The 18075-nt window shown below is 60.4% G+C and carries 15 protein-coding genes; 5 read left to right on the top strand and 10 right to left on the bottom strand.

Annotated features, from left to right (window positions below; genetic code table 11):
* Positions 1-273 precede the first annotated feature (273 nt).
* Complete coding sequence (yccS, locus tag B0E42_RS10750; RefSeq protein WP_077506361.1) at positions 274-2457, top strand: YccS family putative transporter; 2184 nt, start codon at positions 274-276, stop codon at positions 2455-2457.
* A gap of 125 nt (positions 2458-2582) precedes the next feature.
* On the opposite strand, the gene B0E42_RS10745 is transcribed toward yccS, so the two are convergent.
* Positions 2583-3320: an ABC transporter substrate-binding protein gene (locus B0E42_RS10745; RefSeq protein WP_018612326.1), complete on the bottom strand. Its 738-nt coding sequence runs from the start codon at positions 3318-3320 to the stop codon at positions 2583-2585.
* 261 nt (positions 3321-3581) lie between these two features.
* On the opposite strand from B0E42_RS10745, the gene B0E42_RS10740 reads away from it, so the two are divergent.
* Entirely contained in the window at positions 3582-4034 is a 453-nt protein-coding gene (locus B0E42_RS10740; RefSeq protein WP_018612323.1) for a GNAT family N-acetyltransferase, read from the top strand.
* A 119-nt stretch (positions 4035-4153) separates the two neighbouring features.
* Here the strand turns inward: B0E42_RS10740 and B0E42_RS10735 are convergent, their stop codons facing one another.
* The 3 genes from B0E42_RS10735 to B0E42_RS10725 are packed head-to-tail and all read right to left on the bottom strand — an operon-like array spanning position 4154 to position 7124.
* Entirely contained in the window at positions 4154-4450 is a 297-nt protein-coding gene (locus B0E42_RS10735) for a helix-turn-helix domain-containing protein (protein ID WP_018612322.1), read from the bottom strand.
* Between the two features lie 4 nt (positions 4451-4454).
* On the bottom strand, positions 4455-4958 hold the full coding sequence (locus B0E42_RS10730; protein WP_024619094.1) for a M48 family metallopeptidase: 504 nt from the start codon (positions 4956-4958) through the stop codon (positions 4455-4457).
* A gap of 42 nt (positions 4959-5000) precedes the next feature.
* On the bottom strand, positions 5001-7124 hold the full coding sequence (locus B0E42_RS10725) for a bifunctional diguanylate cyclase/phosphodiesterase (protein ID WP_077506360.1): 2124 nt from the start codon (positions 7122-7124) through the stop codon (positions 5001-5003).
* A gap of 322 nt (positions 7125-7446) precedes the next feature.
* Between B0E42_RS10725 and B0E42_RS10720 the strand changes: the two genes are divergently transcribed.
* The 3 genes from B0E42_RS10720 (at position 7447) to B0E42_RS10710 (ending at position 9834) form a co-directional block, all read left to right on the top strand.
* Complete coding sequence (locus B0E42_RS10720; RefSeq protein WP_018612317.1) at positions 7447-8118, top strand: polysaccharide lyase family 7 protein; 672 nt, start codon at positions 7447-7449, stop codon at positions 8116-8118.
* A 300-nt stretch (positions 8119-8418) separates the two neighbouring features.
* Positions 8419-9087, top strand: coding sequence for a polysaccharide lyase family 7 protein (locus B0E42_RS10715; RefSeq protein ID WP_053182662.1), 669 nt, complete (start codon positions 8419-8421; stop codon positions 9085-9087).
* Positions 9088-9549: 462 nt separating this feature from the next.
* The gene (locus B0E42_RS10710; RefSeq protein WP_077506359.1) at positions 9550-9834 is read left to right on the top strand and encodes a fructose-bisphosphate aldolase; all 285 of its coding nucleotides are present in this window, start codon (positions 9550-9552) and stop codon (positions 9832-9834) included.
* A gap of 963 nt (positions 9835-10797) precedes the next feature.
* Here B0E42_RS10710 and fba read toward each other — a convergent pair.
* From fba to tkt, 6 genes are all read right to left on the bottom strand, one after another.
* Positions 10798-11862, bottom strand: a complete 1065-nt coding sequence (fba, locus tag B0E42_RS10705) for a class II fructose-bisphosphate aldolase (RefSeq protein WP_003177554.1) — start codon at positions 11860-11862, stop codon at positions 10798-10800.
* Between the two features lie 244 nt (positions 11863-12106).
* The gene (locus tag B0E42_RS10700; protein ID WP_077506358.1) at positions 12107-12439 is read right to left on the bottom strand and encodes an MliC family protein; all 333 of its coding nucleotides are present in this window, start codon (positions 12437-12439) and stop codon (positions 12107-12109) included.
* A gap of 56 nt (positions 12440-12495) precedes the next feature.
* A complete protein-coding gene (locus tag B0E42_RS10695) occupies positions 12496-12720 on the bottom strand; it encodes a hypothetical protein (protein WP_077506357.1) in 225 nt (74 codons plus the stop codon).
* Between the two features lie 31 nt (positions 12721-12751).
* Positions 12752-13915, bottom strand: a complete 1164-nt coding sequence (locus B0E42_RS10690; RefSeq protein WP_018605052.1) for a phosphoglycerate kinase — start codon at positions 13913-13915, stop codon at positions 12752-12754.
* A 24-nt stretch (positions 13916-13939) separates the two neighbouring features.
* Positions 13940-14995, bottom strand: a complete 1056-nt coding sequence (gene epd, locus B0E42_RS10685) for an erythrose-4-phosphate dehydrogenase (RefSeq protein WP_077506356.1) — start codon at positions 14993-14995, stop codon at positions 13940-13942.
* Positions 14996-16036: 1041 nt separating this feature from the next.
* Positions 16037-18034, bottom strand: coding sequence for a transketolase (gene tkt, locus B0E42_RS10680; protein WP_018605049.1), 1998 nt, complete (start codon positions 18032-18034; stop codon positions 16037-16039).
* Positions 18035-18075 lie beyond the last annotated feature (41 nt).

Below are 18075 nucleotides of genomic sequence, written 5' to 3'. Positions count from 1 at the left end.
CACCTATGTTGAGCCTGCTTTTGTGGCGAGGGGATTTATCCCCGCTGGGCTGCGAAGCGGCCCCCAAGCCAGACAACTCAGTGTGTCAGTAAGATTGAGTTCACTGCTTTAGGGCTGCTGCGCAGCCCAGCGGGGATAAATCCCCTCGCCACAGAGGTGGAGGTGCTCTTCGCATGCCGGAACACTTTTTGCGGTCAGATGTGATCGCCGCCATTGCGTCGGCGTCATTACTGCCTCAATTTAGCGTCATTGCCCGTCAGGCCTGTGCACTTCATGTCAGCGAACTCGTTTAGTCAGTCTTTGCGTCGCCTTTGGGCGTTGGATAAGTTCAGTTATAGCGTGCGGGTCTTCATCGCCCTGACCGGCAGCATGGGGCTGTGCTGGTACCTGGATGAAATGGCGCTGCTGATTCCCTTGTTCCTGGGCATCATCGCCAGCGCCCTGGCCGAGACCGACGACAGTTGGCAGGGCCGCCTCACCGCGCTGGCCGTGACCCTGGTGTGCTTCACCGTCGCGGCGTTGTCGGTGGAGCTGCTGTTCCCCTACCCCATCCTGTTCATCATCGCCCTGGCCCTGGCAGCCTTTGGCCTGACCATGCTTGGCGCCCTGGGTGAGCGCTATGGCGCCATCGCCTCGGCTACGCTGATTCTGTCGGTCTACACCATGATCGGCGTGGACCAGCGCGGCGGCGCCGTCAACGATTTCTGGCATGAACCCCTGCTGCTGGTCGCCGGTGCCGCGTGGTACGGCTTGCTGTCGGTGTTGTGGCAGGCGTTGTTTTCCAACCAACCAGTGCAACAAAGCCTGGCGCGGCTGTTTCGCGAACTGGGGCGCTACCTGAAACTCAAATCGTCGCTCCTGGAGCCGATCCACCAACTGGACGTCGAAGCCCGCCGCCTGGAACTGGCCCAGCAAAACGGCCGGGTGGTCGCTGCGCTCAACAGCGCCAAGGAAATCATCCTGCACCGTGTGGGCAATGGCCGCCCCGGCTCGAAAGTCAGCCGGTACCTGAAGCTGTACTTCCTGGCCCAGGACATCCACGAACGCGCCAGCTCTTCTCACTACCCCTACAACGCCCTGGCCGAGGCCTTCTTCCACAGCGACGTGCTGTTCCGCTGCCAGCGCCTGCTGCGTCAGCAAGGCAAGGCCTGCCAGGCACTGGCCGAGTCAATCCAGCTGCGCCAGCCATTCGTCTACGACGCCACCTTTGCCGAAGCCCTCAACGACCTACACGCGTCCCTCGAACACCTGCGCATCCAGAGCAACCCGGCCTGGCGCGGCTTGCTGCGTTCGTTGCGGGCACTGTCGGTGAACCTTGCCACCATGGACCGCCTGCTCAGCGACGCGAGCAACCCCGACGCCCTGGCCGACGCCACCGACAGCAGCCTGCTCGACCGTTCGCCGCGCAACCTCAAGGATGTCTGGCTGCGCTTGCGCACCCAGCTCACGCCCACCTCGCTGCTGTTCCGGCATGCCCTGCGCTTGCCCCTGGCCCTGAGCGTCGGCTACGCCATGGTGCATCTGATCCACCCGTCCCAGGGCTATTGGATCATCCTCACCACACTGTTCGTGTGCCAACCCAACTACGGCGCCACCCGGCGCAAGCTCGGCCAGCGGATCATCGGCACCGCCATCGGCCTGACGGTGGCCTGGGCATTGTTCGATCTGTTTCCCAACCCGCTGGTGCAATCGAGCTTCGCCATTGCCGCCGGGGTGGTGTTCTTTACCAACCGCACCACCCGCTACACCCTGGCGACGGCGGGCATCACCATCATGGTGCTGTTCTGCTTCAACCAGGTGGGCGACGGCTACGGGCTGCTGTTGCCACGGCTGCTCGATACCTTGCTCGGGAGCCTGATTGCCGGGCTTGCGGTCTTCCTGTTCCTGCCTGACTGGCAAGGTCGTCGGCTGAACAAAGTGCTGGCCAATACGCTGACCTGCAACAGCATCTACCTGCGCCAGATCATGCAGCAGTACGCCGCCGGCAAAAGCGACGACCTGGCCTATCGCCTGGCCCGACGCAACGCCCACAACGCCGATGCCGCGTTGTCCACCACGCTGGCGAACATGCTGATGGAGCCGGGGCATTTCCGGAAGGAGGCCGATGTGGGCTTCCGCTTCCTGGTGTTGTCCCACACCCTGCTCAGCTACCTGTCAGGCCTGGGTGCCCACCGGGGCACCGAACTGCCGGCGCAGGTGCGCGAGCAACTGATCGATGGCGCGGGAGTGAAGCTGGCGACAAGCATCGACGAAATCGCCCAGGGCCTGGCGAGTAAAACGCCGATAGTGGTTCAAAGCGACGAGGAGGAGGCCCTGGCCAATGAGCTTGAGCAGATGCCCGATGAAATCGACGAAGGACAGCGGCTGGTGCAGACGCAATTGGGCTTGATCTGCCGCCAGCTCGGTCCGTTGCGGACCTTGGCGGCGCATTTGGTCAAGGACACCAGCGAGGCTTGAGGGTTGTGGTGAATGGGCCGACCCCTTCGCGAGCAAGCCCGCTCCCACAGGAGTACGCATTCCAAATGTGGGAGCGGGCTTGCTCGCGAAGAGGCCTGTCCAGGCAACTCAACCTTTAAATAAGCTCACATCCCATGTTGCTTGAGCAACCGCGCATAACTCCCATCCGCCTTCATCGCCGCGATCTCCCGGTCAAACCCCGCCACGATCCGCTCATGCTCCGGGTTCTTCAAGCTGACCAGGATGTGCAGGCTGTTTTCACTCAATGCCTTGGGCATGAATTCCACGGCGTTGCGCACCTTGGCCGATTCGCGGGCCAGGTAATAGCGGGCGACGTACTCGTCTTCCAGGGTCAACTTCACACGATCGGCAGCCAGCATGCGCACTGCCATCGCGAAGTTATGCACAGGGACTTTCTGCATTAGCAGGTCTTCGTCGAAGTCCTTGGAGTAGGCATAGCCGCGAACCACGGCGATGGGATAGGCACGCAGCTGTTGCAGGCTGTCAAACTGGATCGCTTCGTCCTTGCGCTTGATGAAACGCACACGGTTGAGCAAATACTCAGCCGAGAACTGGCCGATGTGAGTGCGCTCCTCGCTGTACCAGGCGTTGACCAGCACGTCATAGCGACCCTCGCCGATGCCCAGCATCGCCCGGGCCCAGGGCACTTGTTCGAAGTCCGTGGCATAGCCGGCCCGCGCCAGGGCCGTGCTGACGATATCGGTCGCCAGGCCACCATTGATCAAGGTGGAATCGGTAAAGGGCGGCCAGCCATCGGCGACCAGACGCAGCTTTTGCGCGCAGGCCTCATAGCTCAATAACAGCAACCCGATCAATGCAAGAGCTCGATGCAATCGCGGCATGCCAAACGTCCTTGACGGGTTCAAAGCCCGGTTTGTTTTTAGCCGACACTCAACAGGCATTCTCAGACACCCGGTCCTAACATTAGCTCATTGGAACCGCTGCGCAGCGCTGTCACGAAGATTACACAAAGACGACAACGCCGCGACAGAGGAATGATGGCATTTTGGCCTTTATCGCAGATTTTCCAGTCGACCGAGAAAGAGACTTCCGGGCCAAGCACGCTTAATATCGGCATCAGGTTCTTCAGGAAATTCAAAAAAATGGATATCGAGTGGGTCTGCAAACATCACAGTGACCTGAGCAAGGAACAGCTGTATGCCATCCTCAAATTGCGTGCCGACGTGTTCGTTGTCGAGCAGAACTGCGCCTACCCGGATGTTGACGGCCTGGACCTTGAAGGCGACACCTGCCATTTGATGGCCTGGCAGGACAACCACCTGGTGGCCTACCTGCGCCTGCTCGATCCGCACTCGCAAAACAGTGACGTGGTGATCGGGCGCGTGGTCATCGCGCCCCACGCACGCGGCCAGGGGCTGGGCCACACCTTGATGGAACAGGCGCTCAAGCAGGCCGAGAAGCATTGGCCCGGTACGTCGATCTCATTGTCGGCCCAGGCGCATTTGCAGGGGTACTACGGGCGGTATGGGTTTGAAGTGGTGGGGGTGGAATATATGGAGGATGGGATTGCGCATATTGGTATGCATCGGCCGTAGGAGCTGCCGCAGGCTGCGATCTTTTGATCTTGATCTTTCGTTTGAGATTCAAGTGTCTGGGGGAAGATCAAGATCAAAAGATCGCAGCCTCGTTGCACTCGTCAGCTCCTACGCAGCTCCTACGGATACTCCAGCACCGCCTTGATCCGCGGCAAATTCCCCTCGATCCACCCCCGATCGATCGCCCCCCAATCGCGAATCCGATAACGCCCGGCATGATTGCGCGCGCCGTCCTCTTGCTCGAACTCACACACGATATCCAGGTCAGCCAGCGCGGCAATGGTGTCCTGGGCCGTACGCCGGGGCATGCCGGTGGCTTCGGTGAGCGCCGGGACGTTGCTGGCGGCACCGCTGTCGATCAGGTAAGCCACGTACAAGCGACGGTAGAAGCTGGTCTTGGTCTTGCTGACATCCATTCGGTCATTCCTTGTGGGGTTGCAGGTCCCGCCAGGTCAGGTACACCCGCAGGTCGAATTCCAACTGGTGATACCCCGGCAGCATGTGCTCGCAGAGTTGGTAGAACGCCTTGTTGTGGTCCGACTCCTTGAAGTGCGCCAGTTCGTGCACCACGATCATGTTCAGGAACTCGGGCGCCGCGTCCTTGAACAGCGCAGCGATGCGAATTTCCTTCTTGGCCTTGAGCTTGCCGCCCTGGACCCGCGACACCGCGGTGTGCAGGCCGAGGGCGCGGTGGGTCAGGTCCAGGCGACTGTCGAACAGCACCTTGTCGATGGCGGGCGCGTTACGCAGGTATTGCTGCTTGAGGTCCAGCGCATAACCGTACAGGGCCTTGTCGCTCTGGATCGGATGCCGGCCCGGGTAGCGCTGCTGCAGGTAATCGCCCAGTCGGTCCTGGGCGATCAATTGCTGCACTTGGGCTTGCAGGGCGGCGGGGTAGGCCTGGAGGTATTTGAGCGCGGTCATCAAGGGGCAACACTGTCACAAGAGGCCGCCAGTGTAGCGAATTCAAGCCTGCACCGCGCTCCAGTCGAACGGCGTGGCGAAGGCATTGGTGTCTTCGGCCATCAAGGGCCGCGCCACGAGGAACCCCTGCACGTACTCACAGCCATGGGCCTGCAGCCACTCATATTGCTCGCGGGTTTCCACCCCTTCGGCAATCACCCGCAAGCCCAATTGCGTACACAGGTCGATCACCGAGGCGGCCAACGCGGCATCCCGGGGCGACCCCGGCAGGCGGGCGATCAAATGCCGATCGAGCTTGAGGGTATCGAGCTCAAGGTCGCGCAGATGCGTCAGCGAACAGGGCCCCGAACCGAAGTCATCCAATGCAACCCGCACCCCGAGGTGACGCAGCAGGCGCAATTGCTTTTGGGTTTCATCGGGATTGCGCATCAGCGCATCCTCGGTCACCTCGACCTCCAGCTGCCGAGGCTTCAAGGCATGGCGCTCCAGGACCTGGCGCAACTCGGTCACCAGGTTGGGCATGCCGAACTGGGTGCTGCTCAGGCTCACCCCCAACACCAGATCGTCAGCGAACAAGCGCTCCCAGACTTTGCGCTGAGCCGCGCTGCGATGATAAATCCAGCTGCCCAGGCGACTGATCAACCGCGCCTCCTCCAGCAAGGGCAGGAACAGGCCCGGCGGAACATCACCGACGCTGGGGTGCTGCCAGCGCAACAGCGCTTCGAACCCGCGGATCCGCCCGTCGACGATGCTCACCTGCGGCTGGTAGACCATATTGAAATCGCGGTTCTCGATGGCCGAGCGCACGCTCTCTTCCAGCATCAGCCGTGAACGGGCTCGACCGTTCATTTCATGATCGTAAAAACGGTATTGCTGACGGCCGGCACGCTTGGCTTCGTACATGGCGATGTCGGACGCCCGCAGCAACCCATCGAGATTGGCGCCGCAGTCCGGGTACGTCGCGATGCCGATGCTGGCCCCAAGGGCCACGTCCATGCCTTCGATCTGCTGGCAGATGGCGACGCGCTCGATCAGTTTCTCGGCGATCTTGGCCGCCTGCTCGGGAAATTCCAGGTCCAGCAGCGCCGTGAACTCGTCCCCGCCCAACCGCGCCAGGATATCGAATGGGCGCAGGCAGGCCTTCAACTGTTCCGACACCCAGCGCAACACCCGATCCCCGGCATCATGCCCCAGCGAGTCATTGACCCGCTTGAAGCCATCGAGGTCCAGGTACAGCAACACCCAGTTGCTTTCCAGTCGCTCGCTGCGCATCAACAGGTTTTCCGCGGTCTGGTAGAACCCCCGGCGGTTGAGCAACCCGGTCAGCGGGTCCGTGACGGCCTGGTATTCGAGTTGTTGGTGCAAATGACGAACCACGGACATGTCCTGGAGCGTCACCACCATCGCCTTCTGCTCCGACGGCAACGGCGCGCAGGACAAGGCCACCGACACCTGCTGGCCGGGCGCCGTGCGCAGGACCGCGTCATGCAATCGCCAGGTTTCACCGCGACGATAGGCGTTGTGGATATCGGAATCGAGCCACTCGGGGATGTGCGGTTTCTGCAGGAAATCCAGGAACGGCATGCCCTGCAATTGCTCGGCGGTGGCATTGAGCAAACGGCAGGTAGAGGGGTTGGCGAAACGGATACAGCCATTCTCATCCACCACCAGGATGCCCTCGGCGGCGTTGTCCAGCACCGAGGCATTGAAGGCCCTGGCCGCTTCGAGATCCTGGCTCAGGCGCTGCAAGGCCCGGCGATTGCGCTGGTGCTCGAGCAACGCCTGGACCTTGGGCTTGAGGATCTGCGGATCGAAGGGCTTGAACAGGTAATCCACGGCGCCACTGGCGTAGCCCTTGATGACCGCATCCTGGGATTGCTCGTTGGCCGTCAGGAAAATGATCGGCGTGAGCCGCGTGCGCTGGCTGCCGCGCATCAGGCGCGCCACTTCGAAACCGTCCATGTCGGGCATCTGCACATCCAGCAGAACCAGGTCGATGTCGTGTTCGAGCAGCAGGTTTAGCGCCTCGACCCCCGAGGACGCGGTCATGACTCGCCAATCCTGACGCTGCAGCAAGGCACGCATGCTGAGCAGGTTTTCAGGGTAATCATCAACAATCAAAAGGACAGAGCTGTCTTCGCCGAGCGGTGGTTGCGCGCATTCCATGCTGCTTCTCTTATCGGGCGCCACGTCCGTTTTTACGTAGCAAAGCGGACAAATACTGTCCCCTCACTCTAGACCGGGATTATCAAAAGCAGTAGGTGTCAACGCGCCATCATCCAGACAAAGCCCGAAATAGCCGACTAACGGTCACCCTCCTCAGGCACAGAAACTGCACTGACACCCTCGACGGACAATTGACGTCAAACATCCGCCGAACGGTCAACAAAAAAAGCCCCTGTCCAGCGTTCCGAAACGCTTCAAAAGGGCGGTTTAAAGCCTCCCGCTACGGCATCCACCTTTACATCTCGATACGCAGGACCTGGACATGATCGATCTCGCAACCTGGAATTTGAGCATCCCCGAGGGCGCCCCACCGGCAACCATTGAAACCTCACAATTGGTTCAGGGCTTCAAGAACCAGTACTTCAACTCTGAAACCGGCACGGTGTTTTTCTGGGCCCCCGTGACAGGCGCCACGACGGCCAATGCTATTTACCCACGCAGTGAACTGCGCGAAACCAACAGCGACGGCACCTTGCGCAATTGGCTTTACCCGTCGGCGGACAACACCCTGCGCGCGACCGTCACCGTCAACCAGGTGCCCAGCACCGGCAAGATCGTGATCGGCCAGATTCATACCAAGGACAGCACCAGTCCGATGGTGAAACTGGAATACCAATACAAAGCCTACAGCTCCACCGGAAATATCGTCGCCAAGGTGCGCATTCGTCCTGATGACGCGACGGGCCAGGTCATTACCATCGCCACGGGCGTGACCCTCAACCGCAGCTTCTCCTACATGATCCACTTGAGCCCGAAGGGCGCGCTGGGCATTACTGCGGCGGGCTACAACTGGCGGACCACCGTTGATCCGAGCTGGAAAGTCAAACCGCTCTATTTCAAAGCGGGGGTGTATGTGCAGGACAACACCGGCTACGTCACCGAAGGCGGGAAAGTGACGTTCAGCCTGCTGGAAATCAAACACACCACTCTTTAACCACTGTCGCACCTTTGAAGGCATCCGTTTCCGGGTGCCTTTTTTTTGCCCCGTGTACGACGAAAGAACCAAATAGCCATTAGCCAATGGTTCCGAGAAAAATCGAGCTAGCCGACCAATGGTCGTTTGTCTCGGGCACCAAAGCGGCAAACGCAACTCTGACGGACTGTTGACGCCAACCCTCCGCCGGACGACCGCGCCAAATACTCGTCCGCGCACCCTTCTGGCCTCAGCAAAAGCGCGTCTTAGAGCCTCCGGCTGTGGCGTAAATCATTTCTTCTTCTCAGAAAGGATCCGAACATGGTCGATCTTGCAACCTGGAACCTGAGCATCCCCGAAGGCAGTCCGCCGAAAACCATCGAAACCCCTCGGCTGGTGGATGGGTTCCAGGACAAATATTTCAACTCCGAAGGCAGCACGGTGTATTTCTGGTCACCGGTGACCGGCACCAAGACTGAAAACGCGATCTATCCGCGCAGCGAATTGCGTGAGACCTACAAGGACGGCACCTTGCGCAACTGGGTCTATCCCGACGCCGACAACCAGTTACGGGCAAGCCTCGTTGTCAACCAGGTGCCCAGCAGCGGCAAGATCGTGATCGGACAGATCCATGCCAAGGACAGCAGCAAGCCCATGGTCAAGCTGGAATACCAATACAAGGAAGACAGCGCCACCGGGAACATCGTCGCCAAGGTCCGCATGCGGCCTGATGACAGCGAAGGCAGGGTGATTACCGTTGCTACGGGGGTGAAGCTCAATCGGTCCTTCTCTTACCGAATTCATCTTGATCGTACGGGCGATCTTGGCATTACCGCTGCCGGTCATAGTTGGTACACCACCGTCGGTGCCGCCTGGCGCGACAAGCCGTTGTATTTCAAGGCTGGGGTGTATGTGCAGGACAACAGCGGTTACACCAGCGAAGGTGGAAAAGTGACGTTCAGCGTGCTGGATATCGATCACAACACCTGAAATTTCACTTCCGATAATCTCGTAGGAAATCCCCTCTTGTGGCGAGGGGATTTATCCCCGTTGGGCTGCGAAGCAGCCCCTCTTTTCGTCAGACCCACCGCATGTGCCGACTTTACGGCGGCTGCGCCCCCGAGCGGGAGCAAGCTCCCTCGCCACAGGGGGGCGGTGCGTCCTACAGGTCGATTTTGGTCTCGAAAATCTCCTCTATAGTTCGGCTTGTCTGCTGGCTTTGGTCAGTGGGCAGGGGTTTCGCAGCCCACCGACAGAACAGAGACCTTGCACCGTCAAATGAAAATTCAGGCAAACTCGCCTGCGTTCATTTTATGGCGGTTGCGCGTGGGAGACCTTCGGGTCTGCCGGGTTTGGTCTCTATCTCGGTCTGCGAACCCGCGCGCAACTGCCACCCACTTGTTTCGCAGCAAGAAGGTGGCGATCAATTTTTATTAATAGAGCCCAAACCTTATGACGACGACTCAATCACTTAGCCGCTTCACCCCTCTCACTCCAATCGCCACCACCCAACCTGTGCTGTTCATCGACAAAACCGCCCCGCTAACAGAGCTTCACGCCTGCGCTAGCGAACGCCTGCACGCTACCCTCGACTACCTGACGCTCATGGCCTGCGCCACCCTGCGCGATTCGGCCGCCAGCGACTTCAATACCCTCACCAACGTCGCCCGGATCCTGGTTCAGGATGTCACCGATGTGTTTGGTGTCATTGAACAGCGCGGGCTCGAAGACCAATAAAGCCCTCCCGGTGGGAGATGATCCCCTGTGGGAGCGAGCTTGCTCGCGATAGCGCTGGGTCAGTGATAGGGATGTCGGTTGACACAGCGCTATCAGGATCTGTGTGTATATCCGTTTTTTTGTAACGGCCACTTATGGTTTCGCCCTTACGGCGAGTCACTTTCGAAAAGCGCGAAAGTAACCAAAGCGCTCCTGCCCCACCACTCGGTGCCTCGCCTAGGCTCGGCATGCCCTCACTCCGGCATTGCTCCGTGGGCCCGCCGCGAAGGGCCATCCATGGCCCAGCGCGGCTAACCCGGCATCCATGCCGGGTTGCCCACTCCACAATGCCTGCGTTCGGCCAGCGTGGTTAACGGGGCGCCGAGATCAACGTCCACCGCGAGGCGGCCTAGTAGCCGACCTGGCTCTCCCGGTCGTACACCCATCAGCTCTGTTTGAGCAGGACCTGTGGGAGCAAAGCTTGCTCGCGAGGCGCGCCTGACAGCCGACCTGGCTCTCCCGGTCGTACACCCATCAGCTCTGTTTGAGCAGGACCTGTGCGAGCAAGCTTTGCTCCCACACACACCTGCTCCCACAGGGGAAACGCGGTCCCCATTAAGAGCCAGGTCGGCTATAAGGCCGCCTCGGCGTGGACGTTGATCTCGGGCGCCCCGTTAACCACGATGGCCGAACGCAGGCATTGCGCAGTGGGCATCCCGGCATGGATGCCGGGATAGCCGCGCTGGGCCATGGATGGCCCTTCGCGGCGGGCCCACGGAGCAATGCCGGAGTGAGGGCATGCCGAGCCTAAGCGAGGCACCGAGTGGTGGGGCAGAAGCGCTTTGGTTACTTTCGCGCTTTTCGAAAGTGACCCGCTGTAAGAGCGGAACCATAAGCCGCCGCCACCCAAAAAACGGATATACACACAAACCCCACCCATAAAAAAACCCGCATCACTGCGGGTTTTCTCACAACGCTAAAACATCAATTAACCTTAGCGTTCAACTCACCTTTCAAATACCGCTGATACATAGCCTCCAGAGAGATCGGCTTGATCTTGGAAGCATTACCCGCCGTACCAAACGCCTCATAACGCGCAATACACACATCACGCATCGCCGTCACGGTCGCACCGAAGAACTTACGCGGATCAAACTCACTCGGATTGGTCGCCATCAAACGACGCATCGCACCAGTAGAAGCCAGGCGCAAATCGGTATCGATGTTGACCTTGCGCACACCGTACTTGATGCCTTCGACGATTTCCTCAACCGGCACGCCGTAGGTTTCCTTGATGTCGCCACCGTACTGGTTGATGATCGCCAGCCACTCCTGTGGAACCGAGGAAGAACCGTGCATCACCAGGTGGGTGTTCGGGATGCGCTTGTGGATTTCCTTGATGCGGTCGATCGCCAGCACGTCGCCAGTTGGCGGCTTGGTGAACTTGTAGGCGCCGTGGCTGGTGCCGATGGCGATGGCCAGGGCGTCGACCTGGGTCTTCTTGACGAAGTCCGCCGCTTCTTCCGGATCGGTCAGCATCTGGCTGTGGTCCAGCACGCCTTCGGCGCCGATGCCGTCTTCTTCACCGGCCATGCCGGTTTCCAACGAACCCAGGCAACCCAGTTCGCCTTCCACCGATACGCCGCAGGCGTGGGCCATGGCGACGGTCTGCTGGGTGACGCGTACGTTGTACTCGTAGTCGGTCGGGGTCTTGCCGTCTTCGCCGAGGGAACCGTCCATCATCACCGAGCTGAAGCCCAGCTGGATGGAGCGCTGGCAGACGTCCGGGCTGGTGCCGTGGTCCTGGTGCATGCACACCGGGATATGCGGGAACTCTTCGATCGCAGCCAGGATCAGGTGACGCAGGAACGGCGCGCCAGCGTATTTGCGGGCACCGGCCGAAGCCTGGACGATCACCGGAGAGTCAGTCTTGTCAGCGGCTTCCATGATGGCGCGCATCTGCTCAAGGTTGTTGACGTTAAAGGCTGGAACGCCGTAGCCGAACTCGGCTGCGTGGTCCAGCATCTGACGCATGCTGATAAGTGCCATTGTGTCTCTCTCCCGGTCGAGGGTCGTTAATCGTGCCAGCCTGCCGGAGCGGCGGCGGCTATTCAAGTCATTGCGGATCAGGGGTCGGTCCCGGTCTGCGTGTTCCGTGCAGCAAAATCTCAAATCGTATAGAGACCCCTGTGGGAGCGGGCTTGCTCGCGAATGCGGTTTCACATTCAACAAAGATGCAAGCTGAGCCGCCGCATTCGCGAGCAAGCCCGCTCCCACATTGGATCTCAGTGGATCACTCGGCCTTGCAGCCACGCCCAATCAAGTCATTGGTGGCGACCCAATACACCAGGCCTTCCTCACCCTTGACGTGAAACGCCAGCATGTCATCGCTGTACAGTGAACCTTCAGCACCCGGCTCAAGCTTGAGACGATAAACCTTATCGGCGCCGCCCAGGCGTACATCGACTTCCTTGTGGGCGGTGTCGGTGTAGCGCCAGAGCACCTTGGCCTCGCTGTCGCAGGTCCAGCTCGTCCAGCCTTCAACAGGTTCGGACGTGTGCAAAAAGTCCAACTGCGCACAACCGCCCAGCAATGCCAACGCCACGACGGCGATCAAGCCTTTCATCCGTGTTCCTCGACGAACGGCACACGCCGCCCGCCATGAGTTAAGAGTCAGACCCGTCAAGGACAACCATGTTCCTTGACCGGGGTTTGCGTCTCGTATTTGTCCAGGCCGTCCGGTCCGGAACGCTTGTTCAGCACCGGGTTGGTCTCGGCCTGCCAGTCGGCCTGGTAACAGCCGTCTTCGGGCGCCGGCGTGCCGGGTTGCGGGGCCGGAGCCTGCGGGCTGCTTGAGCAGGCCACCAGCATCGTCGCCGCCAACAGCAACGGGATCGTCTTGACCATCAGAACACTCCTTTGCCTGGTCAATGCAGCTTCAGGCCTTGGCCCGGCTTTCCAGGACTTCCACGGCTGGCAACACTTTGCCTTCGACGAACTCGAGGAATGCGCCGCCGCCAGTAGAAATGTAGGAGATCTGCGAGGCCACGCCATATTTGTCGATGGCCGCCAGGGTGTCACCGCCACCGGCGATGGAGAACGCAGCGCTGTCGGCGATGGCCTGGGCCAGCACCTTGGTGCCGTTGCCGAACTGGTCGAACTCGAACACACCGACCGGACCGTTCCACAGGATGGTCTTGGAAGATTTCAGCAGTTCGGCGAAGTTGGCTGCGGTTTGCGGGCCGATATCGAGAATCATGTCGTCCTCGGCTACGTCAGCGATCAGCTTGACGGTGGCGGTGGCGCTTTCTGCGAATTCCTTGGCCACAACCACGTCCACCGGCAACGGTACGCTGACCTTGGCGGCGATTTCCCGGGCGGTGTCCAGCAAGTCTGGTTCGTACAGGGATTTGCCGACCGGGTGACCGGCAGCAGCGAGGAAGGTGTTGGCGATGCCGCCACCGACGATCAACTGGTTGCAGACCTGGCTCAGGCTATTGAGCACGTCCAGCTTGGTGGAGACCTTGGAGCCAGCAACGATGGCAGCCATCGGCTGGGCCGGGGAGCCCAGGGCCTTGCCCAGCGCGTCCAGCTCGGCAGCCAGCAACGGGCCTGCGGCGGCGACTTTGGCGAACTTCGCCACGCCGTGGGTCGAACCCTCGGCGCGGTGGGCGGTGCCGAACGCGTCCATCACGAACACGTCGCACAGGGCAGCGTATTGCTGGGCCAGTTCGTCGGCGTTCTTTTTCTCGCCCTTGTTGAAGCGCACGTTTTCAAACAGCACGACATCGCCGGCCTTCACGTCCAAGCCGCCCAGGTAGTCAGCGACCAATGGCACGTCACGGCCCAAGGCCTTGCTCAGGTAATCGGCCACAGGCTTGAGGCTGTTTTCCGCCGAGAACTCGCCTTCGGTCGGACGGCCCAGGTGGGAGCAGACCATCACGGCCGCACCTTTTTCCAGGGCCAGCTTGATGGTCGGCAGCGAGGCCAGGATGCGCGCGTCGCTGGTGACAACACCGTCCTTGACGGGGACGTTGAGGTCTTCGCGGATCAGTACGCGCTTACCTTGCAGATCGAGGTCGGACATCTTCAACACGGTCATGGGTCGCAATTCCTGGGTAACTGTTTAGAAAGCAGGTTTTTTAGAAGCGGTTTGCAGGTAATGCTCGGCAACGTCCAGCATTCGGTTGGCAAACCCCCATTCGTTGTCGAACCAGGCCAGGATGTTCACAAGCCGCGGCCCGGAAACACGGGTCTGGCTGGCATCGACGATGGCCGAATGTGGGTCATGGTTAAAATCACAACTGGCATGAGGCAACTCGGTGTAGGCCAGAAGGCCTTTGAGCGGACCGCTGGTGGCGGCTTCGCGCAGGATCCGGTTGACTTCAGTGGCGTCGGTATCGCTCACGGTCTGCATCGTAATGTCGAGGCAGGACACGTTGACCGTCGGCACCCGCACGGCTTTGGCCTGAATTCGCCCCGCAAGTTCCGGCAGCAGCCGTTCGATGCCGCGCGCCAGACCAGTGGACACCGGAATCACCGATTGGAACGCCGAACGGGTGCGGCGCAAGTCCTCATGGTGGTAGGCGTCGATCACCGGCTGGTCGTTCATCGCCGAGTGGATGGTGGTGATCGACACGTATTCCAGGCCAATGGCCTGGTCCAGCAGGCGCAACAGCGGCACGCCGCAGTTGGTGGTGCAGGACGCGTTGGACACCAGCAGCTCTTCGCCAGTCAGGCAATCCTGGTTCACGCCGTAGACGATGGTGGCGTCGACATCCGCTTCACTGGCCATCGGCTGGGAGAACAGCACCCGTGGCGCGCCGGCAGCGAGAAAACGCTGGCCGTCTTCGCGGGTGTGGTAGGCGCCGGAGCACTCGAGCACCAGATCGACATCCAGGGACGCCCAATCGATGCCTTCGGGGGTGGCGCTGCGCAAGACCTTCACGCAGTCGCCATTAATATGCAGACAATCGCCCTCGACCCGCACTTCGCCGGGAAACCGGCCGTGGGTGGAGTCGAAGCGTGTCAGGTATTCGATACTGGCCATGTCGGCCAGGTCATTGATCGCCACAATCTCGAAACCGGCCTTGGCCCCCCGTTCGAACAACGCACGCAGGACGCAACGACCTATCCGGCCGTAGCCGTTGAGTGCAACTTTGTAGGGACGCGGTTGGGGCATGGGGGTTCTCTGAACAGGGTGAATCCATGGAGTACAGCGCCGAATGTTCCGCAGTCATCGCGGGCAAGCCTTGCTCCCACAGGCTGGCATTTTCCCAGTAGGGGTATGCACATCCTGTGGGAGGAAGCCTTGCTCTCACAAACTGGCATTTCCCAGTGGGGGTATGCACATCCTGTGGGAGGAAGCCTTGCTCTCACAAACGGGCATTTCCCAGTGGGGGTATGCACATCCTGTGGGAGGAAGCCTTGCTCTCACAAACTGGCATTTCCCAGTGGGGGTATGCACATCCTGTGGGAGGAAGCCTTGCTCTCACAAACGGGCATTTCCCAGTGGGGGTATGCACATCCTGTGGGAGGAAGCCTTGCTCTCACAAACTGGCATTTCCCAGTAGGGGTATGCACATCCTGTGGGAGGAAGCCTTGCTCTCACAAACGGGCATTTCCCAGTGGGGGTATGCACATCCTGTGGGAGGAAGCCTTGCTCTCACAAACTGGCATTTCCCAGTGGGGGTATGCACATCCTGTGGGAGGAAGCCTTGCTCTCACAAACGGGCATTTCCCAGTGGGGGTATGCACATCCTGTGGGAGGAAGCCTTGCTCTCACAAACTGGCATTTCCCAGTAGGGGTATGCACATCCTGTGGGAGGAAGCCTTGCTCTCACAAACTGGCATTTCCCAGTAGGGGTATGCACATCCTGTGGGAGGAAGCCTTGCTCTCACAAACTGGCATTTCCCAGTGGGGGTATGCACATCCTGTGGGAGGAAGCCTTGCTCTCACAAACTGGCATTTCCCAGTAAGGGTATGCACATCCTGTGGGAGGAAGCCTTGCTCTCACAAACTGGCATTTCCCAGTAGGGGTATGCACATCCTGTGGGAGGAAGCCTTGCTCTCACAAACTGGCATTTCCCAGTAGGGGTATGCACATCCTGTGGGAGGAAGCCTTGCTCTCACAAACTGGCATTTTCCCAGTAGGGGTATGCACATCCTGTGGGAGCAAGGCTTGCCCGCGATAGCGTCAGAACAGGCACTACATGCCTGGACTTAGTCTTCCAGCAGCTCTTCCGCCTGACCCAGGATGTTTTCCAGGGTGAAGCCGAATTCCTCGAACAGTGCCGGCGCAGGCGCCGATTCGCCGTAGGTGGTCATGCCGATCACGCGGCCTTCCAGGCCCACGTACTTGTACCAGTAATCGGCGTGGGCAGCCTCGATGGCGATCCGCGCACTGACCTGCAGCGGCAACACCGCTTGCTTGTAACCGGCATCCTGGGCGTCGAACACGCTGGTGCACGGCATGGACACTACGCGCACGTTGCGGCCCTGCTCGGTCAGCTTGTCGTAGGCCTGAACGGCCAGGCCGACTTCGGAACCGGTGGCGATCAGGATCAGCTCCGGCTCGCCGATGCAGTCCTTGAGCACGTAGCCGCCGCGAGCGATATCGCCGATCTGGTCGACATCGCGGTTCTGGTGCTGCAGGTTCTGGCGGGAGAAGATCAGCGCCGATGGACCGTCGTTGCGCTCGATGGCGTGTTTCCAGGCCACTGCCGACTCCACGGCATCGCAAGGGCGCCAGGTGTCCAGGTTCGGCGTGCAACGCAGGCTCGCCAATTGCTCGATCGGCTGGTGAGTCGGGCCGTCTTCGCCCAGGCCGATGGAATCGTGGGTGAACACATACAGGATGCGTTTTTTCATCAGCGCCGACATGCGCACGGCGTTGCGGGCATATTCCATGAACATCAGGAAGGTCGCGCCGTAAGGCACCAGGCCGCCGTGCAGCGCCACGCCGTTCATGATCGCGCTCATGCCGAACTCGCGAACGCCGTAGTACATGTAGTTGCCGCTGGCATCTTCAGCGCTGACGCCTTTACAGCCTTTCCACAGGGTCAGGTTGGAACCGGCCAGGTCGGCCGAACCGCCCAGCAGTTCCGGCAGCAATGGGCCGAAGGCGTTCAAGGTGTTCTGGCTGGCCTTGCGGCTGGCGATGGTTTCGCCCTTGGCGGCGACTTCAGCGATGTACGCCGAGGCTTTTTCGGCGAAGTCGGCCGGCAGCTCGCCACTGAGGCGACGCACCAGCTCGTTGGCCAGCTCAGGGAATTCGGCGGAATACGCAGCGAAACGCTGATCCCATTCGGCTTCGAGCGCGCGGCCTTTTTCCTTGGCATCCCACTCGGCGTAAATGTCGGCCGGGATTTCGAACGGGCCATGGTTCCACTTCAACGCGGCGCGGGTCAGGGCGATTTCCTCGGCACCCAGTGGCGCGCCGTGGCAGTCTTCCTTGCCTTGCTTGTTCGGCGAGCCGAAACCGATGGTGGTCTTGCAGCAGATCAGGGTCGGCTGGGCGCTTTTGCGGGCCGTCTCGATGGCAGTCTTGATCTCTTCCGGATCGTGACCGTCGACATTGCGGATCACCAGCCAGTTGTAGGCTTCGAAGCGCTTGGGAGTGTCATCGGTGAACCAGCCTTCGACTTCGCCATCGATGGAGATGCCGTTGTCGTCATAGAAAGCAATCAGCTTGTCCAGGCCCAGGGTGCCGGCCAGGGAGGCGACTTCGTGGGAAATGCCTTCCATCATGCAGCCATCACCCAGGAATACGTAGGTGTGGTGATCGACGACGTTATGACCTGGGCGGTTGAACTGCGCGGCCAGGACTTTTTCTGCCAATGCAAAACCTACGGCGTTGGCCAGGCCCTGCCCCAATGGACCGGTGGTGGTTTCCACGCCTGGGGTGTAGCCGTATTCCGGGTGGCCCGGGGTGCGGCTGTGCAGTTGACGGAAGCTCTTCAGGTCATCGATCGACAAGTCGTAGCCGGTCAGGTGCAGCAGCGAGTAGATCAACATCGAGCCGTGACCATTGGACAGCACGAAGCGGTCACGGTCGGCGAAGGCTGGGTTGCTCGGGCTGTGCTTGAGGTAGTCGCGCCAAAGCACCTCGGCGATATCCGCCATACCCATAGGGGCACCGGGATGGCCGCTGTTGGCTTTCTGCACGGCATCCATGCTGAGGGCACGAATGGCATTGGCACGCTCACGACGGCTGGGCATCGCTGTTCTCCTGCGGGTATTGAATCGAGAATGAATAAAAT

It is taken from the genome of Pseudomonas sp. A25(2017), from assembly GCF_002001065.1.
GTDB classification, from domain to species: Bacteria; Pseudomonadota; Gammaproteobacteria; order Pseudomonadales; family Pseudomonadaceae; genus Aquipseudomonas; species Aquipseudomonas kilonensis.
This window is presented reverse-complemented; position numbering and strand designations above follow the sequence as displayed.

Bases quoted from the DNA above. Each gene is read 5' to 3' on its own strand.
- B0E42_RS10710 (WP_077506359.1), top strand. From the start codon at position 9,550: ATGACGACGACTCAATCACTTAGCCGCTTCACCCCTCTCACTCCAATC.
- B0E42_RS10740 (WP_018612323.1), top strand. From the start codon at position 3,582: ATGGATATCGAGTGGGTCTGCAAACATCACAGTGACCTGAGCAAGGAA.
- epd (WP_077506356.1), bottom strand. From the start codon at position 14,995: ATGCCCCAACCGCGTCCCTACAAAGTTGCACTCAACGGCTACGGCCGG.
- yccS (WP_077506361.1), top strand. From the start codon at position 274: ATGTCAGCGAACTCGTTTAGTCAGTCTTTGCGTCGCCTTTGGGCGTTG.
- B0E42_RS10690 (WP_018605052.1), bottom strand. From the start codon at position 13,915: ATGACCGTGTTGAAGATGTCCGACCTCGATCTGCAAGGTAAGCGCGTA.
- B0E42_RS10720 (WP_018612317.1), top strand. From the start codon at position 7,447: ATGATCGATCTCGCAACCTGGAATTTGAGCATCCCCGAGGGCGCCCCA.
- B0E42_RS10735 (WP_018612322.1), bottom strand. From the start codon at position 4,450: ATGGATGTCAGCAAGACCAAGACCAGCTTCTACCGTCGCTTGTACGTG.
- B0E42_RS10730 (WP_024619094.1), bottom strand. From the start codon at position 4,958: ATGACCGCGCTCAAATACCTCCAGGCCTACCCCGCCGCCCTGCAAGCC.
- tkt (WP_018605049.1), bottom strand. From the start codon at position 18,034: ATGCCCAGCCGTCGTGAGCGTGCCAATGCCATTCGTGCCCTCAGCATG.
- B0E42_RS10725 (WP_077506360.1), bottom strand. From the start codon at position 7,124: ATGGAATGCGCGCAACCACCGCTCGGCGAAGACAGCTCTGTCCTTTTG.
- B0E42_RS10745 (WP_018612326.1), bottom strand. From the start codon at position 3,320: ATGCCGCGATTGCATCGAGCTCTTGCATTGATCGGGTTGCTGTTATTG.
- fba (WP_003177554.1), bottom strand. From the start codon at position 11,862: ATGGCACTTATCAGCATGCGTCAGATGCTGGACCACGCAGCCGAGTTC.
- B0E42_RS10715 (WP_053182662.1), top strand. From the start codon at position 8,419: ATGGTCGATCTTGCAACCTGGAACCTGAGCATCCCCGAAGGCAGTCCG.
- B0E42_RS10695 (WP_077506357.1), bottom strand. From the start codon at position 12,720: ATGGTCAAGACGATCCCGTTGCTGTTGGCGGCGACGATGCTGGTGGCC.
- B0E42_RS10700 (WP_077506358.1), bottom strand. From the start codon at position 12,439: ATGAAAGGCTTGATCGCCGTCGTGGCGTTGGCATTGCTGGGCGGTTGT.